Here is an 11,115-nt window from a genome sequence, read left to right on the forward strand (position 1 = left end):
ACCCCCACCGATGCGGCCAAGCAGGTGGCGCCCGATGTCGCGGCCGAACGCGCCATGCTCGAAACCCAGCGGACCCGCAGCGCGCACGCCCTGCGCAACTGGGTGGCCCGCGAGGAGCGGATCGTCGACGGCCTGCGCGCCCGGCCGGTGCTGGCCCGGCCGCAGCAACTCATCGAGACCCAGCGCGAAGCGGTGCGGCGCCTGCGCACCGACCTGCGCCGCAGTCAGACGCACCACGTGACTGTCGAGCGCCATCATCTGACGCAGCTCTCGGCTCGGCTGGCAACCCTGGGACCGGCCCAGACGCTGGCCCGCGGCTACGCCGTCGTGCAGCGGATCGATGAACCCGACGGACCACACGCAGTCAGCAGCACCGACCAATTGCCACCCGGCGCACGCGTGCGCATTCGGGTGTCCGACGGCGCCGTGCACGCCGCCGTCACGGAAGAAGGAGATCAGTCGTGAGCGACATCGAGCCCATCCCGGTGGCCGAACTCGGCTACGAGGCCGCCCGGGACGAACTCGCCCAGGTCGTCGGCACGCTCGAACACGGCGGTCTGGGCCTCGACGAGTCCCTGTCCCTGTGGGAGCGCGGCGAAGCCCTGGCCAAGCACTGCCTGACCCAACTCCAGGGTGCCTCCGAACGCATCGAAAAGACCCTCGACGCCACCCCCTGAGCTTCAGGCCGCCCCCAGAGAAGGGCTACTTGGCCAGCGGCTGCGCGCGGAGCGTGGCGGTGGCCAGCACATCCAGCGGCGGATTGTCACCGCGGCCCAGCAAGCCGATCCGGACGTTACCGAGATCGGTGATCCAGACGAGCCGATCCTCCGACTCGTTGGCGTAGGTGATCCACGTACGGCCACCGGCCTCGGCCGTGCCGGTGCCCAGCACCCCATCACCACCCAGGTTGCGAACCAATCCTTCTTCGGTGGCCTGCGACTGGCTCAGCTGCACAAAGTTGCCCGACTCGGTAATCCAGCCGACGTTGCTGGTCAGCGAATTGCCGACCGTCGTCGTCGTACCGGAATTCGACTGCCACCCGGCGGGTACCGCCGGCTCCCGGATTTCGAACGGCAAGGTGCGCGCGTCGGCGGTGAAGGCGGCCCCGCTGTCGAAGCTGGGGATCGACTGCTTCGCGGCGTCAGTGCCGAAGCCCCACGAACAACTGCCCGCGATGCCCGCGATGATCACGCAGATCACCAGCAACGGGATGATCGACCAGACCATGTCCCTGCTGTCGTTCAGGATGCGAGGTTTCTTCTCCGCCATGGCGCCCAGTATCGCAGTCGGGGCGCGGCCCACACGAATCGTCGTTCATGACAGAATCAAGGCGATCTCTCGCTACAACGCTAGGAGCCGACGACGATGTCGAAGCAAGCACCGGACCGCAACCTCGCTATGGAACTGGTGCGCGTCACCGAAGCCGCCGCGCTCGCCGCAGGCCGCTGGGTGGGTCGCGGCGACAAGAACGCCGGTGACGGCGCGGCGGTCGACGCGATGCGCGAGCTGCTGTCCACCGTTTCGATGCGCGGCGTCGTGGTGATCGGCGAGGGCGAGAAGGACGAAGCCCCGATGCTGTACAACGGCGAAGAAGTGGGCAACGGCGAGGGCCCGGAGGTGGACGTCGCCGTCGACCCGATTGACGGCACCACACTGATGGCCGAGGGCCGCCCGAACTCCATCGCGGTGATCGCGGTGTCCGAGCGCGGCACCATGTACGACCCCTCCGCCGTCTTTTATATGAACAAGATCGCCGTCGGTCCGGACGCCAAGGGTGCCATCGACATCGAGAAGCCGGTGTCCTGGAACATCAATTCGGTCGCTGCCGCCAAAGGTATCGACGTCGCCGACCTCACCGTGGTCGTGCTGGACCGTCCCCGCCACACCGACCTCATCCGCGAAATCCGTGAGGCCGGTGCCAAAATCCGGTTGATCTCCGACGGCGATGTGGCCGGTGCGGTTGCCGCCGCCGACGACGGCAACTCGGTCGACATGCTGATGGGTATCGGCGGCACCCCGGAGGGCATCATTTCGGCGGTCGCTATGAAATGCATGGGCGGGGAGATCCAGGGCAAGCTGTGGCCGACCAGCGACGAGGAGCGGGCCAAGGCCACCGCCGCCGGACTGGATCTGGACCAGGTGCTCACCAACGACATTCTGGTGCGCGGCGAGAACTCCTTCTTCTGCGCCACCGGCGTGACCAACGGCGACATGCTGCGCGGGGTCACCTACCGTTCCAACGGTGCCACGACCCGCTCGCTGGTGATGCGCTCCAAGTCCGGCACCATCCGTCGGATCGAGGCCGTGCACCAGACCACCAAGCTGCGCGAATACGCCCGCCTCGATCTCTGAGACCGGACCGGCTGGCGCTCAGCTAACCAATGCCCGGTCTTCGAGCCTGCCGTCGAGCATGCGCACGAGGCCGTCGACACCACCGGCCTGACCGACGTTCAGAGTGGCCAGGTCATGGGTCACCAGCAGCGCGGCCAGGTCCCGTTCGCGGGCGAGCCGCACGATCAGCTCGATGATGGCGCGGCCCCGCTCCTGATCGAGCGCCGACGTCGGCTCGTCGATCAGCAGCACGGTGCGTTGCCCCATCAACGCCCGGGCGATGTTCACCCGCTGGCGCATACCGCCGGAGAGTTGCCGGGGCAGCTTGTTCTCCTGTCCGGTCAGCCCCACCTGCGCCAGCAGATCGCGGGCCTCGGCGCGATGCCGCGACGGCCGGGCACCGCGCAGATGCGCGACGAGCAGCAACTGCTCGAGGGCCGTGAGGTCCGGCAGCAGATTGTCGTTCTGAAAAACGAAGCCGATCTGATCACGGCGAATCCGGGCGCGGTCGGGTTCGGACAGTTCGCCGACGGCGGTGCCGTCGATCTCGACCAGTCCCGAATCGGGCCGGATCAGGGTGCCCGCCACCGCGAGCACACTCGACTTGCCGCAGCCGGACGGCCCGGTCAGCGCGGTCACCTGGCCGGGTTGCACGGTCAGGTTGGCTCCGGCGATGGCGGCCACGCGGCCGTCCTCACCGTCGGGGTAGGACAGGTTCACATCAGAAAGTCGCAGAGTCATCGGTCGTGTCCTTATCGGTTGAGTGCGGTCAGTGGATCGACGGAAGTGAGGGGGCGCAGCGCCAGGGTGGCGCCGGCCAGGCCGAGGACGGCCATCGCGGCAATCGGCACCAGTACGCCGCTGGCCGTGATGGCGATCGGCATGACGCCCGACACTGCCCAGGCCCCGGCCACACCGACCACCGCACCCGCGGTGAGCCCGACACCGAGCACCACCGCAGCCTGGCCGAGGCCGTCACGCAGCAGATAACCTTTGCCCGCACCCATCGCGCGGACCACTGCCAGCGACGACAACCGGTGGCTGGTCCAGACGGCGAAGAACGCGCCGACCACCACCGCCGAGATCACCAGCAGCAGACCCTGGATCAGCAGCAGCGAGTTGTGCTCGGAGGAATAGCCGGGAATCAGGTCGAGGCGCGCACTGCCCTGCGCCTGGGCGACCCCGTGGATATTGCCGAAGGCGCCGGTGGTGATCATTGCGGTCAGCTCGTCGCGGTGGGCGGCTTGCCGCCACAGATCCAGCGGCACCTCGGCGACCGGCGAATGCGCAAACATTCCGGTCTCGCCGATCGAGCTGACGCGTGCGGTCGTGCCGCCGACGGTCACCTCGTCGCCGGGTGAGACCCCGAGCGTCTGGGCCGTGTCTGGACGCAGCCGCACACCCGCGGCCGCATCGGCGCGGCCGAATACGGCCACTGCCGTACTCATCCCCCCGGCACCGACCCCGGACATCGCGATGCCCAGCGGTGCGGCGCCATGGTCGGCGTCCCGGATCCGTTCGACAGCGGCCGCGTCGAGCCGACTGTCGACCAGGGTCGCCGCCGCACCGGTCGCGTCCTGCTGGACGGCCAGTCCGCTGCCGGGCAATGCTTGTACCGCCGACACCGACTGTTGCTGCAATCCACCGGTCAACGCCGACAGTGCCACCACCATGAACGACAGCAGGGCGATCACCCCGGTCATCAGTCCAAACTTGCCCGCCGAGCGGCGGATCTCGCGCCAACCGATATACATCGGTACCTCCGTTTTTCGTGTTGCTCTCATTGTCGCGATCAACCGGTGCGGCGGAATCGCGCAGAAGCACTGTTCTGGAGTCCATCGAAAGTTGGAGGCCGCCTGCCTCGCCGGGCAGGGATAATGGTGCGGTGCCTTCCGTCTCCCGGCTGCCGATGACCGCCGACCGCTATGTGCAGTGGGGCGGACATCTGCTCTTCACGGTGCTGATGGCGGTCGGGGTGGCCCGCGCCGTCCAGAACGCCGGCGGCTCGGCGGTCCCGGTGATCGTCGGCGCGACGGCGCTGTGCGCCTGGTATCTGTACGGCGTGTTCGCGATCTCGGTGCGGCACCGGGGTAGCGCGGCCCCGTGGACCTTGGTGCTGATCGCGGGGTGGGCGGCACTCACCCTCGCCGCCCCCGACTTCATCTGGCTGGCCTTCGTCCTGGCCATGTTGTGCTGGCACTTTGTCCCGCTGCCTGGGGCCATCGGGGCGGAATTGGTGATCGCGGCCGTCGCGGTAACTGCCGCACTGCGCACCGACCCGGTCGGGGTCGGCGCGGTGATCGGCCCGCTGATCGGGATCGCCACCGCGATCGCAGTAACCGAGGCCGTGCACCGGGTGGTCGATGCCGCCGCCGCCCGCGATGCGCTGTCGCAGGAGTTGGCGCAAACGCAATTGCGGCTCGTCGAGCAGGAACGCGAAGCGGTGGTGATCGCCGAGCGGGCGCGAATGGGCAGCGAGATCCACGACGGCGCCGGCCAGGCCCTAGCCAGCATCGTTATGCTGCTGGCCTCGGCGACTGACGCAAACTCACCGGCCGACCAGCAACGCCGCCAGACCGTCACGGCGTTGGAGATGGCAACGGCCGCGCTGGCCCAGACTCGCGGCTATCTGCGCGGTCTTGAGGGTCCGGCGGCCGCGCCGGACCCGTTGGCCGACGGCCTGCGTGCCGCCGTCGAACGTGTGCGTCGGCTGGGTCTGCCCGCCGAACTGTACATCCACGGCGACCCACCCGAACTCGTCGAACCCCTGCGCTCGGCGCTGCTGCGCACGGCGCAAGAAGCACTGGCCAATGCGGTGCGCCACGCGGATGCGTCACGGGCGGTCGTCACACTCACCACGTTGACCGACGAAGTCCACCTCGACGTCGTCGACGACGGCCGCGGCTTTGACCCAACCCGCCCGGGAACTGGCTCGGGCACCGGTTTCGGCCTGGACGCCCTACGTACTCGCGTTCAACGGTGCGGCGGCACTGCTACCGTCGATTCCGAACCCGGCGACGGCACCACCGTCCATGTGTGTCTGCCCCTCGATCAAGGAGATCGCTGATGATCCGCGTGATGCTGGTCGACGACCACCCCGTAGTCCGCGCCGGCCTGCGGGCCGTCCTCGATCCGGTGCCCGACCTGGACGTCGTCGCTGAGGCCGCCGATGCGAATGAGGCGATCGCGCTGGCCGGTAGCGAACAGCTCGATGTGGTGCTGATGGATCTGCGCCTGCACGGCACCGCTTCCGGCGGTCGCGACGGCGTGGTCGCCACCGAGGGGATCCGCGCACTGGCCGATCCGCCGCGCGTGCTGATCCTCACCACCTACGCGTCCGATGCCGATATTGTGCGCGCCGTCGACGCCGGTGCGACCGGATACCTGCTGAAGGACACCGCGCCGGACACCCTGGTGACCGCCATCCGCAGCGCCGCGGCGGGTGAGATGGTCCTGGCGCCGCCGATCGCCGCGCGGCTGCTCGACCGGATGGCCGCCCCCACCCAGGCACTGACTGTGCGCGAACTCGATGTCCTCGAGCAGGTGGCCTTCGGCGGCTCCAATCGGGAGATCGCTAAACGACTGTTCATTTCGGAAGCAACGGTGAAGTCGCATCTGGTGCACATTTTCGACAAGCTCGGGGTCACCAGCCGGACCCGCGTGGTGGCCGTGGCCCGGGAGCGTGGGCTGATCTCCTGAGCTACCTCTCCGGCGCGTCCAGAGTTCGCATGTACCAAGGCTGCGGACCGTGCCAGCCAAAGACCAGGGAGCCTATGCGGATCGCGATGGCCAGGGCGGCGCACGCCAAACCCATCCACGGCTGATACTCGGTGTAGCGCAGCAGGACGGCGACCACCGCGGCCGCGGTCAGCGCCGGGATTGCGTATAGATTCTGCCCCGGACGCAGCACCGTCGGAATCTGGCCGGAGAGCACGTCCCGGATCACCCCTCCGCCGATACAGGTCGTCATGCCCAGCAGCGCAGCACCGGGCGCCGACATGCCCCACTCGTGGGCGATCACGGTGCCGGTGACCGCGAACAGGCCCAGGCCGATCGCGTCGGTCACCTCGAGCGACCATTTGGTCATCACATTCGACGGCGGGTGCCACACGCAGATCACCCCGCCGGCGAGCAGCGCGGCCACCGCGTAGCTCATATCGGTGAAAGCATTGGGCGGGGTGTTGCCGATGATCAGATCGCGAATGATGCCGCCGCCGAGCGCGGTGGCCACCGCGAGCAACAGGATGCCGACGATGTCCATGTTTCGGCGCACCGCGGTGAGCGCACCGGACAGCGCGAATGCGGCCACACCGACCAGTTCGCCGTACTGGTGCAGCGTCGACGCCGTCTCGTTGAGGTCTGCCACAAGTAGGGGACGCTACTCCGCTCCGCCCGAGGCTCAAGTTAGGATGCGCTAAGGCGCAGGTCAGAAGGTCGTCGCCGTAAGATGCAATCCGTGAGTGAAGCCGCTAATGCCCCGGAATTCCGCTATTCGGATCTGCTGCCCACAAGCCACGACGACACCCCGTATCGACTGATCACCACCGAGGGGGTGTCCACCTTCGACGTCGACGGCCGCACCTTCCTGCAGGTGGAGCCCGCCGCCCTGCAGCGGCTCACCGCCGAAGCGATGCACGACATCAGCCACTACCTGCGTCCGGCGCACCTGGCGCAGCTGCGCAAGATCATCGACGATCCGGAAGCCTCGGGTAACGACCGCTTCGTGGCCCTGGATCTGCTGAAGAATGTGAATATCTCGGCGGGCGGCGTGCTGCCCATGTGTCAGGACACCGGCACCGCGATCATCATGGGCAAGAAGAGCGAAGGCGTGCTGACCGGCGCCGACGACGCCGAGTCCCTCTCGCGCGGGGTGTACGACGCGTACACCAAGCTGAACCTGCGGTATTCACAGCTGGCGCCGCTCACCACCTACGAGGAGCGCAACACCGGCACCAACCTGCCCGCGCAGATCGAGATCTATGCGACCGAGCAGGGGCCGAAGGGTCCGGAGTACAAGTTCTTGTTCATGGCCAAGGGCGGCGGCTCGGCCAATAAGTCGTTCCTGTTCCAGGAGACCAAGGCCATCCTCAACCCGAAGAAGATGCTCACCTTCTTGGACGAGAAGATCCGCTCGCTGGGTACCGCGGCCTGCCCGCCGTACCATCTGGCCGTGGTGATCGGCGGCACCTCGGCCGAGTTCGCGTTGAAGACCGCGAAGTACGCCTCGGCCCACTACCTGGATGAGCTGCCGACGCAGGGCTCGATGGCGGCACACGGCTTCCGCGACCACGAACTGGAGGAGGAAGTCTTCAAACTCACCCAGTCGTTCGGGATCGGCGCACAGTTCGGCGGCAAGTACTTCTGCCACGACGTGCGGGTGGTCCGGCTGCCGCGGCACGGTGCGTCGTGCCCGGTGGCGATCGCCGTGTCCTGTTCGGCCGACCGGCAGGCACTGGGCAAGATCACCGCCGACGGCGTTTTCCTCGAGCAGTTGGAGACCGATCCCGCGCAGTACATGCCCGATGCCGGCGTCGCCGAAGACATCGAGGGCGGCGAGGTGGTGCAGGTCGATCTGAACCGCCCGATGCCCGAAATCCTGGCCGAGCTAAGCAAATACCCGGTCAAGACGCGGTTGTCGCTGACCGGCCCGCTGGTGGTCGCCCGCGATATCGCGCACGCAAAGATCGCCGAACGCCTGGACGCCGGCGAGCCGATGCCCGAGTACCTGAAGAACCACCCGGTCTACTACGCCGGTCCGGCCAAAACCCCCGAGGGCATGGCGTCGGGTTCGTTCGGCCCGACCACGGCCGGCCGGATGGATAGCTACGTCGAGCAGTTCCAGGCGGCTGGCGGCTCCCTGGTGATGCTGGCCAAGGGCAACCGCTCCAAGCAAGTCACCCAGGCCTGCGATGCGCACGGCGGCTTCTATCTCGGTTCCATCGGCGGCCCGGCCGCCCGCCTGGCTCTGGACTGCATCAAGAGCCAGGAAGTGATCGAGTACCCCGAACTGGGTATGGAAGCGGTGTGGAAGATCGAGGTGGAAGACTTCCCCGCCTTCATCGTCGTCGACGATAAGGGCAACGATTTCTTCACCGATCCCGGCGGCGCCGTCAGCGTCCCCATCTCCGGTGTCCGGATCCGCTCCAAGGAACGCTGACCCCTCAGGTGCCGATCAGCCCGTTGTCGCGGGCCCACTGCTCGACGTGGGCCATACCCTCGTCGATCGTCACAAGTGGTTCGTATCGGAGTACCCGGCGGGCCTTCTCGATAGAGTAGGTGCCCGGCCGGTTGAGCAGGCCCATCGTCCCCGAGCACAGATCAGACTGTTCACCGAATGCTCGGAGAATCCGTCCCGCGATGTCGGCGAGGGGCGCGGCGATCGCCATCGGCAGCGTGCGGATCGTTCCGCCGCTCATGCGTTGCAGGTGACCGAAGAACTCCCGGCACGGTACGCCGACACCGTCACTGAGAATGAACACCTCGCCGGCTGCTTCTCCTGACGCCACGATCAGCATCAGACCGTCGACGAAGTTGTCGATGTAGACGGGCGAAAAGATGCCGGCTCCGCCATTCGGCAAGGGCAGCCCGGTGGGCTTCTTCAACTCGGCGAGGGGCGATCGAACCCACACCGACTCGGGCCCCCACACATCTCCGGGGCGCACGACAGTGACGTCGATCTGCCCGGCGGCGTGTGCGGCGAGGACAACGGCTTCTGAATTGATTTTGGTGTCGGTGTAAGCGTCCCCGTTGACGTGGGTGGGGCTCGACTCGTCGACGCCGTCCGGGAAGTCGAAGCCGTACACCGCGATCGATGAGAAGTGAATGAACCTGCCGACGCCGGCGTCGATTGCCGCGCTGAGGACCCGGCTGGTGCCGAGAACGTTGACGCGCCACGCGTCCTGAAGTCGGTAGGCTCCGCCGAGGAGTGCGGCCGTATGGATCACCGTGTCGACCCCGGTGAGTGCGTCGGACCAGCCGCTGGGGTCGGTGACGTCGCCAGCCACCACCTGGTGATCGAGGTCCGGCACCAGATCGACGCCGCGGACCTGGGCGCCCAGGGCGCGCAGTCGGGCGCTGACAGCCCGCCCGATGAAGCCATTGGCTCCGGTGATGAGGACGGTGCGGCCGCTGAGCGTCGGGGCCGAACGGGCGGGTGACTCGGACATGGTTCTCCTGGTGATCGTGGCGCCGGTGCCGCTGACCGTAAGTCACAGTCTGCGGACGAATCCGCGCAATGCCAAAAGTTCAGCTTCGCGGCAGCGCGGTCCGCTTGACCCGCCAGCGTATAATTAGGTTCACCTAACCACTGATGCAGGAGGCGCGGCACCATGACCGAGTACCGGATCGAACACGACACCATGGGCGAGGTCAAGGTGCCTGTCGACGCCCTGTGGCGGGCGCAGACGCAGCGCGCAGTGGAGAACTTTCCGATCTCGTTTCGGCCGCTGGAGCGGTCGCAGATCCGGGCGATGGGCCTGCTCAAGGCGGCGTGCGCGCAGGTCAACTTGGACCTGGGTCTGCTCGAGGCGACCACAGCCGACGCCATCATCGCCGCCGCGTTAGAAATTGCCGACGGCCGCCACGACGACCAGTTCCCGATCGACGTCTTCCAAACCGGCTCGGGTACCAGCTCCAATATGAACGCCAACGAGGTGATCGCCTCAATCTGCGCGCAGCACGGCGTCGTGGTGCATCCGAACGACGACGTCAATGCCTCGCAGAGCTCCAACGACACCTTCCCCACCGCGACGCACGTCGCCGCGACCGAGGCCGTCGTCACGGGCCTGATCCCCGCACTGGCGCACTTGGCCGACGAGCTCACGCGCAAGGCCGAGGAGTGGCGCACGACGGTCAAGAGCGGCCGCACGCACCTGATGGACGCCGTGCCGGTGACGCTCGGCCAGGAGTTCGGCGGATACGCCCGCCAGGTCGAGGCTGGCATCGAGCGCGTGGCGGCCACACTCCCCCGGCTCGGCGAGCTCCCGATCGGCGGCACCGCCGTCGGTACCGGTCTCAATGCCCCCGACGGGTTCGGCAGCAAAGTGGTCGCCGAACTGCAGCGCCTCACCGGCGTCGACGCCTTGGCGCTCGCGCAGAACAATTTCGAGGCGCAGGCCGCGCGCGACGGCCTGGTGGAACTGTCCGGGCAGCTCAAAACGGTCGCGGTGAGTCTCACCAAAATCGCGAACGACATCCGCTGGATGGGCTCGGGGCCGCTCACCGGCCTCGGCGAGATCGCGCTGCCGGACCTGCAGCCGGGCAGCTCGATCATGCCCGGCAAGGTGAATCCCGTATTGCCCGAAGCGGTGACGCAGGTGGCGGCCCAGGTGATCGGCAACGACGCGGCCGTCACCTGGGGCGGCGGCAACGGCGCCTTCGAGCTCAACGTGTACATCCCGATGATGGCGCGCAACGTGCTGGAGTCGATCACGCTGCTGACCAATGTGTCCCGACTGTTCGCCGACCGCTGCATCGCCGGCCTCGTCGCCCATACCGAGCGGCTTCGCCACCTGGCCGAGTCGAGCCCGTCGATCGTCACTCCGCTCAATAGCGTCATCGGCTATGAGGAAGCCGCCGCCGTCGCCAAGCAGGCGTTGACCGAAGGCAAGACCATCCGGCAGACGGTCATCGACCGGGGTCTGGTGAACGACGACCTCACCGAAGCCGAGCTCGACCGCCGCCTCGATGTGCTCACGATGGCGAAACTCGACCGGCAACGCTAACCGGTCCGCCGGTCACCCGATATGATTTGGCCAGCTTCGGCGGGCAGCAGACGGCCCGCAC

At 67.5% G+C, this 11,115-nt stretch carries 12 protein-coding genes; 7 read left to right on the forward strand and 5 right to left on the reverse strand.

The features are described 5' to 3' along the window. Together WAW85_RS02605 and WAW85_RS02610 are read left to right on the forward strand one after the other, a co-directional pair. A partial coding sequence (locus WAW85_RS02605; RefSeq protein ID WP_422558100.1) for an exodeoxyribonuclease VII large subunit occupies nucleotides 1–465 on the forward strand: 465 nt, incomplete at its 5' end. After that, nucleotides 462–677, forward strand: a complete 216-nt coding sequence (locus WAW85_RS02610; RefSeq protein ID WP_422558101.1) for an exodeoxyribonuclease VII small subunit — start codon at nucleotides 462–464, stop codon at nucleotides 675–677. The genes WAW85_RS02605 and WAW85_RS02610, both read left to right, overlap by 4 nt. Nucleotides 678–702: 25 nt before the next feature. On the opposite strand, the gene WAW85_RS02615 is transcribed toward WAW85_RS02610, so the two are convergent. Then, nucleotides 703–1,269: a DUF4245 domain-containing protein gene (locus WAW85_RS02615; RefSeq protein ID WP_422558102.1), complete on the reverse strand. Its 567-nt coding sequence runs from the start codon at nucleotides 1,267–1,269 to the stop codon at nucleotides 703–705. Nucleotides 1,270–1,365: 96 nt separating this feature from the next. Here WAW85_RS02615 and glpX point away from each other — a divergent pair, with 96 nt between their 5' ends. Then, nucleotides 1,366–2,352 carry a class II fructose-bisphosphatase gene (glpX, locus tag WAW85_RS02620; RefSeq protein WP_422558103.1) on the forward strand — a complete coding sequence of 329 codons (987 nt, stop codon included), beginning with the start codon at nucleotides 1,366–1,368 and terminating at the stop codon, nucleotides 2,350–2,352. Nucleotides 2,353–2,370: 18 nt separating this feature from the next. On the opposite strand, the gene WAW85_RS02625 is transcribed toward glpX, so the two are convergent. After that, nucleotides 2,371–3,072 (reverse strand): ABC transporter ATP-binding protein, encoded by a 702-nt coding sequence (locus tag WAW85_RS02625; RefSeq protein ID WP_422558104.1) that lies wholly within the window; start codon nucleotides 3,070–3,072, stop codon nucleotides 2,371–2,373. An 11-nt stretch (nucleotides 3,073–3,083) separates the two neighbouring features. Next, nucleotides 3,084–4,085, reverse strand: coding sequence for an FtsX-like permease family protein (locus tag WAW85_RS02630; RefSeq protein ID WP_422558105.1), 1,002 nt, complete (start codon nucleotides 4,083–4,085; stop codon nucleotides 3,084–3,086). Between the two features lie 131 nt (nucleotides 4,086–4,216). Between WAW85_RS02630 and WAW85_RS02635 the strand changes: the two genes are divergently transcribed. After that, on the forward strand, nucleotides 4,217–5,398 hold the full coding sequence (locus tag WAW85_RS02635; RefSeq protein WP_422558106.1) for a sensor histidine kinase: 1,182 nt from the start codon (nucleotides 4,217–4,219) through the stop codon (nucleotides 5,396–5,398). After that, on the forward strand, nucleotides 5,398–6,030 hold the full coding sequence (locus WAW85_RS02640; RefSeq protein WP_422558107.1) for a response regulator: 633 nt from the start codon (nucleotides 5,398–5,400) through the stop codon (nucleotides 6,028–6,030). Before WAW85_RS02635 ends, WAW85_RS02640 begins: the two co-directional genes overlap by 1 nt. A gap of 1 nt (nucleotide 6,031) precedes the next feature. Here the strand turns inward: WAW85_RS02640 and WAW85_RS02645 are convergent, their stop codons facing one another. Then, a complete protein-coding gene (locus WAW85_RS02645; RefSeq protein WP_422558108.1) occupies nucleotides 6,032–6,697 on the reverse strand; it encodes a trimeric intracellular cation channel family protein in 666 nt (221 codons plus the stop codon). An 81-nt stretch (nucleotides 6,698–6,778) separates the two neighbouring features. Here WAW85_RS02645 and WAW85_RS02650 point away from each other — a divergent pair, with 81 nt between their 5' ends. Then, the gene (locus WAW85_RS02650) at nucleotides 6,779–8,488 is read left to right on the forward strand and encodes a fumarate hydratase (RefSeq protein WP_422558109.1); all 1,710 of its coding nucleotides are present in this window, start codon (nucleotides 6,779–6,781) and stop codon (nucleotides 8,486–8,488) included. 4 nt (nucleotides 8,489–8,492) lie between these two features. Here the strand turns inward: WAW85_RS02650 and WAW85_RS02655 are convergent, their stop codons facing one another. Next, nucleotides 8,493–9,497 (reverse strand): NAD-dependent epimerase/dehydratase family protein, encoded by a 1,005-nt coding sequence (locus WAW85_RS02655; RefSeq protein WP_422558110.1) that lies wholly within the window; start codon nucleotides 9,495–9,497, stop codon nucleotides 8,493–8,495. 162 nt (nucleotides 9,498–9,659) lie between these two features. On the opposite strand from WAW85_RS02655, the gene WAW85_RS02660 reads away from it, so the two are divergent. Continuing rightward, the gene (locus tag WAW85_RS02660; RefSeq protein ID WP_422558111.1) at nucleotides 9,660–11,054 is read left to right on the forward strand and encodes a class II fumarate hydratase; all 1,395 of its coding nucleotides are present in this window, start codon (nucleotides 9,660–9,662) and stop codon (nucleotides 11,052–11,054) included. Nucleotides 11,055–11,115: the final 61 nt, after the last annotated feature.

This window comes from Gordonia sp. (in: high G+C Gram-positive bacteria) (assembly GCF_049299075.1).
Classification (GTDB): Bacteria; Actinomycetota; Actinomycetes; order Mycobacteriales; family Mycobacteriaceae; genus Gordonia.

Excerpts from the sequence above, each read along its gene's own strand:
- WAW85_RS02660 (WP_422558111.1), top strand. The coding sequence starts at position 9,660 with ATGACCGAGTACCGGATCGAACACGACACCATGGGCGAGGTCAAGGTG.
- glpX (WP_422558103.1), top strand. The coding sequence starts at position 1,366 with ATGTCGAAGCAAGCACCGGACCGCAACCTCGCTATGGAACTGGTGCGC.
- WAW85_RS02630 (WP_422558105.1), bottom strand. The coding sequence starts at position 4,085 with ATGTATATCGGTTGGCGCGAGATCCGCCGCTCGGCGGGCAAGTTTGGA.
- WAW85_RS02655 (WP_422558110.1), bottom strand. The coding sequence starts at position 9,497 with ATGTCCGAGTCACCCGCCCGTTCGGCCCCGACGCTCAGCGGCCGCACC.
- WAW85_RS02640 (WP_422558107.1), top strand. The coding sequence starts at position 5,398 with ATGATCCGCGTGATGCTGGTCGACGACCACCCCGTAGTCCGCGCCGGC.
- WAW85_RS02615 (WP_422558102.1), bottom strand. The coding sequence starts at position 1,269 with ATGGCGGAGAAGAAACCTCGCATCCTGAACGACAGCAGGGACATGGTC.
- WAW85_RS02650 (WP_422558109.1), top strand. The coding sequence starts at position 6,779 with ATGCAATCCGTGAGTGAAGCCGCTAATGCCCCGGAATTCCGCTATTCG.
- WAW85_RS02625 (WP_422558104.1), bottom strand. The coding sequence starts at position 3,072 with ATGACTCTGCGACTTTCTGATGTGAACCTGTCCTACCCCGACGGTGAG.